Annotated in this window: 10 protein-coding genes, 6 tRNA genes and 1 pseudogene; 2 read left to right on the top strand and 15 right to left on the bottom strand. The window is 42.9% G+C overall.

The window, feature by feature from the left end; all coding sequences use genetic code 11:
* Positions 1–63: 63 nt before the first annotated feature.
* From ybeY to miaB, 3 genes are all read right to left on the bottom strand, one after another.
* Positions 64–531, bottom strand: coding sequence for an rRNA maturation RNase YbeY (gene ybeY / locus AACQ38_RS16050; RefSeq protein ID WP_011145634.1), 468 nt, complete (start codon positions 529–531; stop codon positions 64–66).
* The gene (locus AACQ38_RS16045) at positions 528–1,505 is read right to left on the bottom strand and encodes a PhoH family protein (RefSeq protein ID WP_049789758.1); all 978 of its coding nucleotides are present in this window, start codon (positions 1,503–1,505) and stop codon (positions 528–530) included. The genes ybeY and AACQ38_RS16045 overlap by 4 nt, the downstream gene beginning before the upstream one ends.
* Positions 1,506–1,592: 87 nt before the next feature.
* Positions 1,593–3,023 (bottom strand): tRNA (N6-isopentenyl adenosine(37)-C2)-methylthiotransferase MiaB, encoded by a 1,431-nt coding sequence (miaB, locus tag AACQ38_RS16040; RefSeq protein ID WP_011145636.1) that lies wholly within the window; start codon positions 3,021–3,023, stop codon positions 1,593–1,595.
* 198 nt (positions 3,024–3,221) lie between these two features.
* Between miaB and ubiF the strand changes: the two genes are divergently transcribed.
* Complete coding sequence (gene ubiF, locus AACQ38_RS16035) at positions 3,222–4,403, top strand: 3-demethoxyubiquinol 3-hydroxylase (RefSeq protein WP_165578596.1); 1,182 nt, start codon at positions 3,222–3,224, stop codon at positions 4,401–4,403.
* A 241-nt stretch (positions 4,404–4,644) separates the two neighbouring features.
* Here ubiF and AACQ38_RS16030 read toward each other — a convergent pair.
* The 11 genes and pseudogenes from AACQ38_RS16030 to AACQ38_RS15980 form a co-directional block, all read right to left on the bottom strand.
* Positions 4,645–4,719 (bottom strand) — tRNA-Gln (locus AACQ38_RS16030).
* Positions 4,720–4,724: 5 nt separating this feature from the next.
* A tRNA-Met gene (locus AACQ38_RS16025) sits at positions 4,725–4,801 on the bottom strand.
* 50 nt (positions 4,802–4,851) lie between these two features.
* Positions 4,852–4,926: transfer RNA gene (locus AACQ38_RS16020), tRNA-Gln, on the bottom strand.
* 52 nt (positions 4,927–4,978) lie between these two features.
* Positions 4,979–5,053: transfer RNA gene (locus AACQ38_RS16015), tRNA-Gln, on the bottom strand.
* A gap of 28 nt (positions 5,054–5,081) precedes the next feature.
* Positions 5,082–5,166: transfer RNA gene (locus tag AACQ38_RS16010), tRNA-Leu, on the bottom strand.
* Positions 5,167–5,171: 5 nt separating this feature from the next.
* Positions 5,172–5,248: transfer RNA gene (locus tag AACQ38_RS16005), tRNA-Met, on the bottom strand.
* Between the two features lie 151 nt (positions 5,249–5,399).
* Entirely contained in the window at positions 5,400–6,623 is a 1,224-nt protein-coding gene (nagC, locus tag AACQ38_RS16000; protein ID WP_011145638.1) for a DNA-binding transcriptional regulator NagC, read from the bottom strand.
* A 15-nt stretch (positions 6,624–6,638) separates the two neighbouring features.
* Entirely contained in the window at positions 6,639–7,799 is a 1,161-nt protein-coding gene (nagA, locus tag AACQ38_RS15995) for an N-acetylglucosamine-6-phosphate deacetylase (RefSeq protein WP_011145639.1), read from the bottom strand.
* An 84-nt stretch (positions 7,800–7,883) separates the two neighbouring features.
* Positions 7,884–8,696 (bottom strand): glucosamine-6-phosphate deaminase, encoded by an 813-nt coding sequence (nagB, locus tag AACQ38_RS15990; protein WP_011145640.1) that lies wholly within the window; start codon positions 8,694–8,696, stop codon positions 7,884–7,886.
* 277 nt (positions 8,697–8,973) lie between these two features.
* Positions 8,974–10,488: an N-acetylglucosamine-specific PTS transporter subunit IIBC gene (gene nagE, locus AACQ38_RS15985; RefSeq protein WP_165578580.1), complete on the bottom strand. Its 1,515-nt coding sequence runs from the start codon at positions 10,486–10,488 to the stop codon at positions 8,974–8,976.
* A 411-nt stretch (positions 10,489–10,899) separates the two neighbouring features.
* A pseudogene (locus tag AACQ38_RS15980) lies at positions 10,900–11,925 on the bottom strand (IS630-like element ISPlu3 family transposase).
* 712 nt (positions 11,926–12,637) lie between these two features.
* On the opposite strand from AACQ38_RS15980, the gene glnS reads away from it, so the two are divergent.
* Positions 12,638–14,305, top strand: coding sequence for a glutamine--tRNA ligase (glnS, locus tag AACQ38_RS15975; RefSeq protein WP_165578579.1), 1,668 nt, complete (start codon positions 12,638–12,640; stop codon positions 14,303–14,305).
* Positions 14,306–14,474: 169 nt separating this feature from the next.
* Here the strand turns inward: glnS and AACQ38_RS15970 are convergent, their stop codons facing one another.
* Positions 14,475–15,368, bottom strand: coding sequence for a LysR family transcriptional regulator (locus AACQ38_RS15970; protein ID WP_165578578.1), 894 nt, complete (start codon positions 15,366–15,368; stop codon positions 14,475–14,477).
* Positions 15,369–15,413: the final 45 nt, after the last annotated feature.

The raw sequence follows: 15,413 nt of genomic DNA, 5'->3' as shown, positions 1-15,413 counted from the left end.
ATGAAAATTTCCCATTAAATAAGTTATTGTTGGTATTTTTTAGCATAAAAATGGTACGAATGGTTACTCTTTTTCTGCAAGATAGGGGTCAGCATAACCTAACTTTTGCATAATTTCTGTTTCCAAAGATTCCATTTCTTCAGCTTCATCATCTTCGATATGATCATAGCCCAGCAGATGTAGGCATCCGTGGACCACCATATGCGCCCAATGTTCTTCTATTGTTTTTTGTTGTTCCTCCGCTTCTTTTTCAACGACCTGACGACAGATAATTAAATCGCCAAGCAGGGGTAAATCAATCTCTGGTGGTGCCTCAAATGGGAAAGATAACACATTTGTTGGCTTATTTTTACCACGGTAGGTCAGATTTAAATCGTGACTTTCTGCCTCATCAACAATACGGATAGTGACTTCACTTTCAGATTGAAATTGCGGTAAAACCCCATCCAGCCAGTGCTGGAATAGGGTTTCTTTAGGAAGACCTTGTGAATGCTCACAGGCAATTTGTAAATCAAGTATGACTGAACTCATTGTGCTTCCTGCTTGCGTTGTTCACTGAGTGTTTGTTTGCGTTTTTGCTCGGTTGCTTCCCACTCTTCATAGGCAATAACGACTTTGGCAACCACTGGGTGACGGACAACATCATCACTGTGGAAAAAATTGAAACTCAGCTCACCGACGCCTGATAGAACTTCAGTGGCATGGCGTAGGCCGGATTTTTGCCCACGAGGCAGGTCAATCTGCGTAACGTCACCGGTAACAACTGCTTTGGAGTTGAAGCCGATACGAGTCAGGAACATCTTCATCTGTTCGATGGTTGTATTCTGGCTCTCATCCAGAATAATAAAAGCGTCGTTCAGGGTTCGTCCTCGCATATAAGCTAATGGGGCAACTTCAATAACGTTACGTTCGATCAGCTTTTCAACTTTTTCAAAACCGAGCATTTCAAACAAAGCGTCGTAGAGTGGGCGCAAGTACGGATCCACTTTTTGGCTCAGGTCACCCGGTAGGAAACCCAATTTTTCGCCTGCTTCGACAGCCGGACGGGTTAGCAGGATACGGCGAATCTCTTGTCGTTCCAGTGCATCAACCGCAGCAGCAACGGCCAGGTAAGTTTTTCCTGTGCCGGCAGGGCCAATCCCAAACGTAATATCGTGGCTAAGAATATTGGCAATATACTGTGCCTGATTGGGCGTGCGTGGTTTTACCATGCCGCGTTTGGTGCGAATATTAACGGATTTACCGTATTCGGGTATGCTCTCGGCGGTTTGTTCCAGAACCCGGCTTTCGGTAATTGCCAGATGAATTTGTTCTGGCTTGACATCAGGGATCACGCCACGGACAGGGGAAGTTTCCACATATAAATGCTGTAGGATATTGGTGGCTGCGCTAACACACAGCGGTTTGCCCATCAGTTTAAAACGGTTATCACGACGGCTAATTTCAATACCTAACCGGCGTTCAAGCTGCTTCAAATTGTCATCAAACGGACCACACAGGCTCATTAGGCGCTGATTGTCGGCGGGTTCGAGGAAAATTTCCTGGGTTGCTATTTGTGAATGAATTTGTTGAGTCACTGATTATCTCTATATTTAGGGCTGATAAGTGCCGACCCCGATTTCGTCTTCTTTACGGGTACGGGCTATAACGGACTCAGGTGATTCGTGTATACGAAGATCCATTTGATCTTCGGTACGGATAACTTTACCGCGTAGTGAGTTGGCGTAGACATCAACAATTTCAACATCAACGAATTTGCCAATCATATCAGGTTGGCCTTCAAAGTTGACAACCCGATTGTTTTCGGTACGGCCAGAAAGTTCCATCACATTCTTACGGGAAGTTCCTTCAACCAGAATACGTTGTACACTGCCCAACATAGCACGGCTGTAGCTCATAGCTTGTTGGTTGATACGTTGTTGTAACAGGTAAAGGCGCTGTTTTTTCTCTTCTTCACTAACGTCATCAGGCAGATCGGCTGCTGGCGTTCCCGGACGAGCAGAATAGATGAAGCTGTAGCTCATGTCGAAATTGACATCAGCGATCAGTTTCATGGTTTTCTCGAAGTCATCTTGGGTTTCACCAGGGAATCCGATAATGAAGTCAGAGCTTATCAAGATATCAGGACGTGCTTTACGCAGTTTGCGAATAATGCTTTTATACTCAAGGGCTGTATGTGCGCGTTTCATCAACGTTAGAATACGGTCCGAGCCACTTTGCACCGGTAAATGTAGGAAGCTAACCAATTCCGGTGTATCTTCGTAAACGGCAATAATATCGTCTGTAAATTCAATTGGGTGGCTAGTCGTAAAGCGAATACGATCAATACCATCTATAGCCGCTACCAAACGAATTAACTCAGCGAAAGAGCAGATATCACCATCATAAGTGGCACCACGATAGGCGTTCACATTCTGACCGAGAAGGTTGACTTCGCGTACGCCTTGAGCGGCAAGTTGAGCGATTTCAAACAGAACATCATCACATGGGCGGCTAACTTCTTCTCCGCGGGTATAAGGTACGACACAGAAAGTACAGTATTTGTTGCAACCTTCCATAATAGAAACGAATGCAGATGGACCTTCAGCACGCGGCTCCGGTAGACGGTCAAATTTCTCGATTTCCGGGAAGCTGATATCAACAACCGGGCTGCGGGTACCTTTCACCTGGTTGATCATTTCAGGTAAACGATGCAATGTTTGCGGCCCGAAAATGATATCTACACATTGAGCGCGTTGCCGGATGAAATCGCCTTCCTGAGAGGCTACACAGCCACCGACTCCAATGATGAGATCTGGATTAGTATCTTTTAGGTTTTTCCAGCGGCCTAATTGATGGAAAACCTTTTCCTGTGCTTTTTCGCGGATTGAACAGGTATTCAATAGCAAAATGTCTGCTTCTTCGGCGACATCGGTTAACTGATAACCGTGAGTACTTTCCAGCAGGTCGGCCATTTTAGATGAATCATATTCATTCATCTGACAGCCCCAAGTTTTAATATACAGTTTTTTTATCGTCGACATTTTCTTGTGCATCCGAGCTTTCTACCGCGCTGAAAAGTGTTATTACACGGCAAAAGCAATTGTGTATTAGGCATAAAGTTGTCGGATATTGTAGTCATTTGCAGGAGCAGTGACCAGACTGTTAAACAGGATATTCTCTACCGGAGAATTAAAAATTCGGTACACTGTACTAATCAATGGGTTAATAGCATGGTTGATATGAATAATTCACAACAGATTTTTGATGTAGTGGTGGTCGGTGCTGGCATGATCGGCGCTGCAACAGCATTGGGGTTGGCACAGGAAGGTTGGACAGTTGCTTTATTGGATCATCAACCACCACAATCTTATGATGCACAGAGTCAGCCTGATGTGCGTGTATCAGCAATCAGTTGTGCTTCTGTAGATTTGCTCAAACAACTTGGCGCATGGGATGGGGTATTACAGATGCGCAGTGCGCCGTATCGTACATTAGAGACTTGGGAACAGAATGATTCTAATTTGGTGTTTGATGCTCAAAGTTTAGGGCTGCCTGAGTTGGGCTATATGGTTGAAAACCGTATCTTGCAACTGGCTCTGTGGCAGCAGTTTGAAAAATATCCCAATTTGACTTTGCTATGCCCGGCAGTATTGCAAGCAATGCAGTGGCAGAAAGTGGGTTGGTTAGTGACTCTGGCTGATGGAACGGAGATGGCTGCTCGTTTGATTGTCGGGGCTGATGGTGCTCGTTCTCAGGTTCGGCAAATGGCAGGAATTGGCAGTCGTGGCTGGCAGTACAGACAGTCTTGTATGTTGATCACGGTAAAAACAGAACAGCCCCAGCAGGATATTACTTGGCAGCAGTTTTTTCCTTCTGGCCCGAGAGCGTTTCTTCCACTGTTTGATCAATGGGCTTCGCTGGTGTGGTACGACAAACCGGCACGCATACGACAATTACAGGCAATGTCAATGGCTCAACTTGAACAGGAGATTTTCCAGGCATTTCCTATACGGTTAGGTAAAGTGACTCCCGTTGCCGCCGGTTCATTTCCTTTGACTCGTCATCATGCTAACAGTTATGTGCGTGAAGGATTAGTATTGTTGGGGGATGCAGCTCATACCATTAATCCGCTGGCCGGGCAAGGCGTAAATCTTGGTTATCGGGATGTGAATACTCTGCTTGATGTTTTGGTGAAGGCGAGAGAATTAACAGAGCAGTGGGATTCATTGGAAGTATTGATGCGTTATCAGCGTCGTAGAATGCCGGATAACCGAATGATGCAAGCTGGAATGGATCTATTTTACACCGTGTTCAGTAATGAATTGCCAGGGCTGAAAGTTGCTCGTAATCTGGCGCTGATGGCAGCTCAACGGGCTGGCGTAATGAAAAAAACGGTGCTTAAGTATGCGTTAGGATTGTAACGTATAGATTGGTAGTGAAGCTCACAAGCACGTCGTAAATCTATATTAATTATGGCGTGGATAATTTGTTTTTCTTTATATGCAGTAATTAACAAGCAAGCAAGAAAAGATAGGGGGCTGGAAAGCAAAAGACACCTCTCGGTGGCCCTCTACATCAAAAGATATTCTACCTGTATATTCTTTTTCTATTCTTTCTGTGGATTTTTTCAACATATCACTTCACGTAACACATTGATAAATATGGCTGGGGTACCAGGATTCGAACCTGGGAATGCCGGAATCAGAATCCGGTGCCTTACCGCTTGGCGATACCCCAATAAGTGGTGGCTACGACGGGAATCGAACCTGTGACCCCAGCATTATGAGTGCTGTGCTCTAACCAGCTGAGCTACGTAGCCTTTTTTGATGTGAGAAAATCTATTAAAAAATACCAGTGATTGATATCCAGTGGCTGGGGTACCAGGATTCGAACCTGGGTATGCCAGGATCAAAACCTGGTGCCTTACCGCTTGGCGATACCCCAACTGAAAGTGGTCACTGTACAACATGTTGTCAGAATTGTGTTATCAGAATTATGGCTGGGGTACCAGGATTCGAACCTGGGTATGCCAGGATCAAAACCTGGTGCCTTACCGCTTGGCGATACCCCATCTGAATAACGACAACTCGATGAATGAATGGTGCGGGAGGCGAGACTTGAACTCGCACACCTTGCGGCGCCAGAACCTAAATCTGGTGCGTCTACCAATTTCGCCACTCCCGCAAAGATGGTGGCTACGACGGGAATCGAACCTGTGACCCCAGCATTATGAGTGCTGTGCTCTAACCAGCTGAGCTACGTAGCCATCTTTTTTGCATTACCTTCATCGGCGTTGCGGGGCGCATTATGCGTATATCAGTTAAATGCGTCAACTGCTTTTTTCTCGAAATCTGTTTAAAGTCGCTTGTTTGTTTGGCATGTAAGCATTTTGATGACAAAATCAACAAAAAATAACATTACCTTTCGAGTAAGTGTTGTAACAGAACACCATTAAGCATAGCACGTTTAGTCAGAGCGAAGGCGCCAATAGCAGAACAGTGGACTAATTCAGAAATAACGATCGGCAGATCTTGACGAAATTCTTTCAGGACCTGAGAGTTGATACAACTTTGAATAGCGGGTAAGAGTACTTTCTGAGCTTCAGTAATTTCTCCCGCCAGAACAACTTTCTGTGGATTAAATAAATTAATCGCGATAGAGATAGCTTTGCCGAGGTAATGGCCGACACTTTTTATGACTTCAGATGCTAGAGGATCATTTTGATTAGCAGCTTGGCAGATAGCTCTGATATTGCAATTATTTAATGTTAGCTGGCTTGGAAAACCTTGCTTTAATTGATGCTGAACTCGCGCTTCTATCGCTGAGTTAGCGGCGATAGTTTCCAGGCAGCCAAAATTGCCACAGTGACAACGTTCACCGAGTGGATCAATTTGAATATGACCAATTTCACCTAAGTTTCCTCTATTATTGAGAAGTATCTGGCTATTGATAATTACCCCGGCACCGGTACCCCGATGGATACGTACCAGTATTGAATCTTCACAATCACGGGTGGCACCGAAATAGTGTTCAGCTAATGCCAGGCTGCGGATATCATGACCAACAAAACAGCTAATGTTGAAATGTTTTTTCAGGTTATCGACCAGAGTCCAATTGGTTACTTTGATATGAGGCATATAACGGACGATGCCGGTATCTGGGTCAACTAATCCGGGCAGGATAACTGAGATGGCGATCAGTTCGCGGATTCTGTGTTGATTTTGCTGGATAAAATTTTCTATTGCGTTGATAAGTTGGTTTTCAACTTTTTGCTGAGTCGCTTCAGGCAGTGGATAATGTTCTTCAACCAATGCCTTGCCACTCATATCATAAAGAGCAAGAGTAGCATCATGGCGACCAAGGCGGACACCAACAGTATGGAAGTGACGATTTTCTGTAACGATGGAAATGGCACGGCGGCCTCCGGTAGAGGCTTGTTGATCGACTTCTTTAATCAAGCCGCGTTCAAGTAACTGACGAGTAATTTTAGTCACACTGGCTGGCGCAAGTTGACTTTGCTCAGCAATTTGAATGCGAGAGATTGGCCCTTGTTGATCAATCAACCGATATACCACGGCCCCGTTAAGTTGTTTTACAAGGTCAATATTACCAATTTGTTTTTGTGTGTTGTTATAACTCATCAGCTATTTAGTCCGTCAAAGTTCAGTTTCTTTTCCGTTAACGATGGTCGTGCAGATTTTAAGGTCGTGATTGAAAACACAGAGGTTAGCGATTTTCCCGGTTTCAACAGTGCCAAGATATTTATCAACACCAATTGCGCGGGCAGGGTAAAGAGTTGCCATCCTCAGTGCTTCATCCAATGCAATACCAACATGTTCAACGCTATTTTTAACGGCATCTATCATAGTGAGAGAGGAGCCACTTAAAACGCCGTTTTGATCAACACATAATCCGTTGCGATAGTATATGGTCTTACCCGCAAAGGTGAAATGTGCCATTTTACTGATGGCGGGATCAAGTCCTGCTGGGATGGTCGCATCCGTTACCAGAATTAATTTATCATTTTTCAAACGCTTAGTATTACGAATATTTGGCCATGAAACGTGTAAACCATCAGCGATGATGCCAGCATAGATTTCAGGTGTATCAAAGATAGCGCCAATCAAGCCGGGTTGGCGTCCCGAAATAGCTGGCATGGCATTATAAAGGTGGGTTGAGATAGTAATTCCGTTTTGGAATCCTTGTCGGGCCTCTTCATAACTGGCATTTGAATGACCGGCAGAAACAATAATACCGGCTTCTACCAACTGCTGAATATACTTTTGCTCAACCATTTCCGGTGCGAGGGTCAACTTAGTGATGACATCAGCGTTATTGCACAGGAAATTTATCATTTCAGATGTGGGCTTACGGATAAGCTCGGGATTATGAGTGCCTCTCTTTGCTGGGTTGAGATAAGGTCCTTCCAGATGCAAGCCTAAAGCCTGATGCTGATTATGTTTAAGATAAGTGCGCATTACCTCAACAGAGGCCATCATCAATTCGTCTGTGCTGGTAATCAGAGTCGGCAAATAGCTGGTGCAGCCAGAGCGTTCATTGGTTCTTTGCATGATATCCAGCGTTTTTTCTGAAATGTTTTCCAACTGATCGTTGAACTGAACACCACCACAACCATTCACTTGCAGATCAATAAAGCCGGGGCAAAGAATTGCACCATTTAGATCACGTTTTTCAATATGTTCGGGTAACTCTTGTGTTAGGCAAATTCGTTTAATTAAGCCGTCTGCAATGATAACGGCATGCTCATCTAGTCTATTGTGACCGGTATATATAATGCAGTTGGTTAAAGCATACATCTTAGCCTCCTATGGGATCGGGAGATGATGATTGAAGATAATGGCGGTAATCAGCCTGAGAGAGACATCAGGCTGCGTAGATTCTTATTTTTTGCTAGCGAATTCGCCGATAATATCTGCTTCCAGTTGATGGAAGTATTTGACTGTTTTTACCTTCAATTCCATTGTTGCTGGTTCGTCACAGACAATGATGGATTTAGGATGCATTTGCAGACAGCTTATTGTCCACATATGGTTAACATTGCCTTCAATTGCTGCCTGAATGGCTTGGGCCTTATTTAGACCCGTTGCGAGGATCATAATTTCTTCTGCATCCATTAACGTGCCTACACCTACGGTCAGGGCGTATTTAGGCACCTGATTAATATCATTATCGAAGAAGCGGGAGTTAGCCGTGCGGGTTTCTACGGTAAGTGTTTTAATGCGTGTACGGGAAGTCAGGGATGATGCGGGTTCATTGAAAGCAATATGACCGTCATTACCGACGCCCCCCATAAATAGATGAATCTGACCGTAAGATTTAATTTTGTCTTCATAACGTTGACATTCTGTTTCGACATCAGAAGCATTACCATTGAGCAGATTGATATTTTCCTTTGGAATATCAATGTGATCAAGGAAATTCTGGTGCATAAAATGGTGATAGCTTTGTGGATGATTTTCGGTGATACCGACATATTCGTCCATATTGAATGTCACGACATATTTAAAACTGACTTTCCCTGCTTTATGCAGAGCAATTAATTCCTTATAAGTTGCCAGTGGTGTACTGCCGGTTGGCAACCCCAAAATAAAAGGGTGCTCGGCGGTGGGGTTAAATGCATTGATTTTGCTAACGATATAGTGTGCGGACCATTTACCAACGTCACTTGCATTCGCTAGGGGGATCAGCCTCATAATTGCCTCTTAAAACAAGAAATTATAGCAGTTGGATAAATTAGTTGATTAACTAATCTTTTTATCGCGTGAATATTAAATCATTTTTATGAGCAGAGATATGCTGTACTTCATAGATATTTTTTATATTAAAATAAGATACAAAAAATAGCCAGAAAATTAATAGGATAAATGATGAATTTTACTGTTTTTGTCACTGATTCAGTCATCTTATTTTTGCAAGAAAAATAAAAGGGAACGAGAGATGAGTTCCCTTTTAAGTTCGAGGTGTTTTTAACTACGATCTTTTGTCTGGTCTATCTGAGGATAGCTGAGTACGTATCTGCCCGGCAATACTTTCTGCTTGGGGTCCCAATACCACTTGAACACTCTGCTTACCTATTTTCAGGATGCCTTTTGCACCTAATTGTTTTAACCGGTGTTCATCCAATTGTGTGTTGTCTTCAACGGTTAAACGGAGACGGGTAATGCAGGCATCTATGGCATGAATATTTTGTGCACCACCAAGAGCGGTAATGTAATGTTGAATTGTTTCGTTGTCTTGGGAGGCGGAAGTCGCTTGAGTTGTTTCTCCAATTTCGCGGCCTGGTGTACGTAAGTTAAAAATACGAATCATGAGGGTGAAGCAAACAAAATACAGTACAAAGAATAAGGCGATTAATGGGATTAACAACCACGGCTTGGTTGCCAGACCCCAGCTCAATACAAGGTCAATTAATCCGGCAGAGAATCCAAAGCCATGCAGAATACCCAATGAATTGACGATAACCATGCTAACACCAGCCAATATGGCATGCAGAACATATAAAGCTGGAGCCAGGAATAGGAATGAGAATTCTATTGGTTCAGTTATACCGGTTAAAAATGCGGTTAAAGCGACGGATAATAGCATCCCGCCAATCTGAGGACGACGTTCCTTTGGTGCTGCAAGATACATTGCCAATGCAGCGCCGGGCAAACCGCCCATAAAGATAGGATAAGCCCAGGCCATATAGATTCCGGCATGTGGATCACCGGCGAAGAAACGGTTCAAGTCGCCGCGGCTCATATCGGTGGCTATTTGGGTAATAGTAGAGCCATCAATACCTGGAACCGCTGCGCCGATGGTCAGAGAACGGACAATATCCGGTGCCAGGCAGATATTATGTACAGAACTGGCTAAGTCATAAGTAATTTTCAGACAGTCACCCAGACTAAACCAGAAAACAGAATGCAGGATATAGTGTAAACCAAATGGAATGAGGGAGCGGTTAAGCACACCATAAGTAAACCATCCGGCCATGCCGCTCTTTGATACTAAAAGGCTGAAAGTATCAATACCGTGCTGGACATATGGCCATACATAGCCACATATCCATGCAATGAACAGACAAATAATGCCGGTCATGATAGGGACTAATCGCTTACCGGCGAAGAAAGCGAGAAACTCTGGCAGACGTGTATTTGAAAAACGGTTATAACAATGACCGGCAACAATACCTGCGATAATACCTGCGAAAAAAGACATATTGATAGTCGAGTCTATGACTGACGTGGCTTTAGTGAGTACTAAAAAACCGACGACACCTGCCAGTGCGGCAGCGCCAGCATTATCTTTTGCTAAGCCTATTGCGATACCTAATGCAAATAGTAGCGGGAGGTTTTCAAAAATACCACCGCCAGCGCTGGCGATGAAAGGAATATTAAATACGTCGGGTTGGCCGAAACGTAGCAAAAGTGCTGCTACGGGAAGCGTGGCAATGGGAAGCATTAATGCTTTTCCCAATCGCTGCAAGTAATTGAATATACCCATAATGCTTACCTTATTTGTAGGAAATTTTATTGAAAAATAGCTCGCCATTAATAACAGCAATACAACTTATTTTTAGTTGAAAAATAATAAAAAGCTACACATAAGTGAGTAATTGTGATCACTGTAGCGATATTGTTTAAAATTGCATAAATTGAGTCATCTGTAGTAAATGGGTTCAAATAGTAAACGGGTTCAAATTTTTAACTGAATTAACTTAATAAGTTAATCGCGGGAAGATGTTGCTTCAAAACACGCTTTTGAAATTAAAGAGTTTATACCCGTCATCTTTCAAGTTGCCTCTTTGTTGGCTGCACTCACTCACCCCGGTCGCATCGTTATCTATGCTCCCGGGGATTCGCTCCCTTGCCGCCGCGATGCATCCTGAAATCTATTGGGTATACCCAAGAAACTTCAAGATGCAGTTTTTAGCACCTGAAAATGGTCGTTAATTCTAGATATCAGCGAGTCCGCTATATCCGGTAGCGTTGTGGTGAAAAATTTGAAGACGTTGTCTCGAAATTCATGTTTATCAGAGAAATAACGGTTATTTCGAACCTGTTCATTCATGACCTTCCATAATCGTTCTATCGGGTTTAAATTTGGGCTATAGGGAGGAAGGTAATGTCACTCAATATTGCTAACATAAGCCCACTCCTTCACAAGATGAGCTTTGTTGTAACCCGCTCCATCCACAATAAGGTGAATTTTTTGATGATAGTCAGGATAAGACTTTCTTATTTCATTGAAAAAACAGCAAATGTTGTAGTCGTTGATGGTCTGATATTCCTGGAACACCGTACGACCAATGGCATTCAGGTTGAGGGCGCCCAATATATTCAGGCGAGTCCGGCTTCCTGTTGTTTTGACGGTTTTTTTCTCGCCTTTTCGCATCCAGCCATAACTGAGTTTGGTGCCTTGAGTCGGGTGAACAGCATCAAGAAAAAGGATGGGTTCGTCTTTCGCTGTGACTTTAAGATTCTCATAATATTCAATAAATTGTCGCTGTTTTTCTGCGTCGAATTTATGAGGGACGCCACAAGGTTTTTTATAAGAAAAACCCTGACGGTGTAGCCATTTATTCATGCCGGGAATGCTAAAGGTAATCTTCCAGAGCTGAGCAACATAGGCCACGATTTCATGGGTGTGATGGAAAAGATGTTGAGATAAGTGATTGATTAAAAAATCAGTTTGTTCTCGGGAAAGCAAACTATCAGACCCTCCATTATCAGATTTAAGTTTACCTTGATTAAGGTAATCACTGATATGGCGGTCAACGGTGGTCTGATGGAGTCGCAATGCCTGGGCTATCATCACAGAACTCCACCCTTCAGAAGCCAGAAGGATCGCTTTTATTCTGTCTCGTACCTGACCATCACGAGTGGTGTCGTGAAGACGTTCAAGTTTGATTTTTTGTTCTGATGTAATAAATATTTTCATAGCGAGGATAATGATCTCCATTTCGGATAAAATCAAGCATCTTCAATGATTACGGGTATATATAGCGTGATGTACAGACAAGAATAGATTTATTTTATTAGCATGATTGTAAATTTATTTTTAAATAAAGACCTATTAGAATGGCAGTGTAATTTGGCTAAAATCCGGTAGTGAAATAGTTGAATTATCGAATTGATTCTAAAATTAACTTATTATTATTTTTTGTTTTTTATATAAATTTCAATTTAGAACATCATAAATAGTGTTTTAATAATAAATTTGATATATATAATTATTTGTTTATATTTACAGAGTAAAAGCATCAATCAATAGATAATTTGGAAATTTAAATTATAGACTTATTTTAATTTTATCAAATAGTCATTGGTAATAGATATAGTATCAATTATTTATTTTTTAAAATTGGATGATTGTTATTAGGTAATATTTGTTATGGTTGAATGAAATATGGGTTAAAAACCAGTCTCACGGGTTATTTCATTATCATAACTTACTCAATGTTCCTTTGTTTTCACGGATAATTATAATAAAGCGAGCTGTATTGTTGACATGTGCTACTGTTGAGTGTTTTTTCGCTCCAACTTTGTACTGAATCGCCATTTTACACGAACAAATGGTTGTTTCTCGGCACTGCTTGTTGGATTATAGGCGGTTATGTGACGCGTTTTTGGCATTATTGAGGTATAAAACAATGAGTGAGGCAGACGCCCGCCCGACAAACTTTATTCGTCAGATAATTGACGAAGATTTGGCAACTGGTAAACATACATCGGTACATACTCGTTTCCCGCCTGAACCCAATGGTTATCTGCATATTGGTCATGCAAAATCTATCTGTTTGAACTTCGGTGTTGCAAAGGACTATCAGGGGCAGTGTAATCTGCGCTTTGATGATACCAACCCAGTTAAGGAAGATGTTGAATACGTCGATTCTATTAAAAATGATGTTCAGTGGTTAGGTTTTGAGTGGAGCGGTGATATTTGCTACTCTTCTAATTATTTCGATACGCTGTATCAGTATGCTATTGAATTGATCAACAAAGGTCTGGCTTATGTTGATCAATTGAGTCCGGAAGAGATCCGTGAATATCGTGGTACGTTAAAAGAGCCGGGCAAAAATAGCCCATATCGTGACCGCACTATTGAAGAAAACTTGGTGTTGTTCGAAAAAATGCGTGCCGGTGAATTTGACGAAGGTAAAGCTTGTCTGCGCGCTAAAATTGATATGGCATCCCCTTTTATTGTGATGCGTGATCCGGTTTTGTACCGGATTAAATTTGCAGAGCATCATCAGTGTGGTAACAAATGGTGCATCTACCCAATGTACGATTTTACTCACTGTATTTCTGATGCGCTTGAAGGTATTACACATTCGCTGTGTACGCTGGAGTTCCAGGATAACCGCCGCCTGTACGACTGGGTGCTGGAAAATATCACCATTGATTGTCGTCCACGCCAATATGAATTCTCGCGCTTGAACCTTGAATATACGGTTATGTCTAAGCGTAAGCTGAATCTGCTGGTGGCAGATAAGATTGTTGAAGGTTGGGATGACCCACGTATGCCAACGATCTCAGGCTTGCGTCGTCGTGGTTATACTGCCGCGTCTATTCGTGAATTCTGTCGTCGTATTGGTGTCACCAAGCAGGATAATAATGTGGAAATGGCAGCATTGGAATCTTGTATCCGTGATGATCTGAACGAAAATGCGCCTCGTGCAATGGCTGTTCTTGATCCGGTCAGATTAGTGATCGAAAACATGCCAGAAGGGGAGCAGATTTTGAGTATGCCTAATCATCCGAACAAACCGGAGATGGGCAGCCGTGAAGTGCCATTTAGTCGTGAGATCTATATTGACCGAGCAGATTTCCGTGAAGAGGCGAATCGTCAATATAAGCGTCTGGTGTTGGGTAAAGAAGTTCGTCTGCGTAACGCTTATATCATTAAAGCGGAGCGCGTTGAGAAAGATGCTGACGATAATATCACGACAATCTATTGCAGCTACGATGATCAAACGTTGAATAAAGATCCAGCGGATGGTCGGAAAGTGAAAGGTGTTATTCATTGGGTTAGTGCGGTTCATGCGGTTGCTGCTGAATTCCGTCTGTATGATCGTCTGTTCTGCGTGCCGAACCCAGGTGCGGAGGATGATTTTCTGGCGACAATCAACCCAGAATCACTGGTGATCCGTCAGGGCTTTGTTGAGCCAAGTTTAGCTGATGCTAAATCAGAACAAACTTATCAGTTTGAGCGTGAAGGTTATTTCTGTGCTGATAGTTGTCATTCCAGTGCAGAAAATCTGGTATTTAACCGTACCGCTGGCCTGCGTGATACTTGGGCAAAAATTTCTCAGGATTAATTGAGATAATGAACTGTACCTCACAAGTTGGACACTTAATCCAGCATTGAGGTGCAGTTTTTTTATGGCTAAATTTGTCATTACTAGAGAAGATTGAGTCATGGATAAACGAGGTGTCGGAATTACAGAATAAAGTCAAAGAGATTAATTATGTCATTTATGGGCATTTTCATTTCTCTTTTGGGAATAAATTATCTGCCATGAAATCGACAAAAGCTCTGACTTTAGGTAGTACCCAACGGTTAGATGGCCAGAGAACACGGAAGGTGCTTGAAGTACCCGCCCACTTATCCAAGATTGTTAACAATGTACCGCTAGCTAATGCTTGTTTAACGGTAAAATCAGGCAAACAGGCTATGCCGTGGCCTTGAATCGCCATGTGTAGCAGTGTTTCGACATGATTGCTGGTTATCTTTGCTTGAAGATGTATGTCTATTTCGGATCTTCCTAAGCATAGCGGCCATTTCTCTAAAAGGCCGGTAGTGGGAAAACGATGCATCAAGCAGGCGTGGTGTAGTAACTCTCTGGGATGTGATGGTTTACCGTGTTGTGCAAAGTAACTTGGAGCGCCAACATAGATAAAACGGCTAGACCCTATACGTTTATTCATGAGTCGTGAATCGTTGAGTTCCCCGGTGCGAACCACGGCGTCGAAGCCTTCATCGATAACATCAACTAATCGATCACTAAAATCCAGTTCCAGCTCTATCTGTGGGTAACAAGCCACAAAAGCAGATAATACGGGTAACATCAGGTTACTGAGCAATGGCAAACTTACTCGCAGGCGGCCTTGAGGGGCAGAGATAGAGCTTAATAGTTCATGTTCCGCAGTGGAAATCTCGTCCAGGATGCGTTTACAGCGCTCAAGGAACAGTGTGCCTTCCGCCGTCAAACTGACACTACGGGTGCTACGTTGGAGCAGGCGGACACCTAATTTGTCCTCTAATCGGGATATGCTTTTGCTAACGGACGAAGGAGAGAGTCCGAGTTGCCGGGCTGCGGTTGCAAAACTACGAGCTTCGGCGACATGGATGAAGATCATGAATCCACTCAAATTATTCATTTGGGCCTCTTGGGATTTTTATTAGGTCACTATTGGTGACAAGAA

Origin of the sequence: Photorhabdus sp. RW14-46, from assembly GCF_963887965.1 — a bacterium.
GTDB classification, from domain to species: Bacteria; Pseudomonadota; Gammaproteobacteria; order Enterobacterales; family Enterobacteriaceae; genus Photorhabdus; species Photorhabdus laumondii.
The sequence above is the reverse complement of the archived record's forward strand: the minus strand, read 5'-3'. Positions and strand labels throughout refer to the sequence as shown.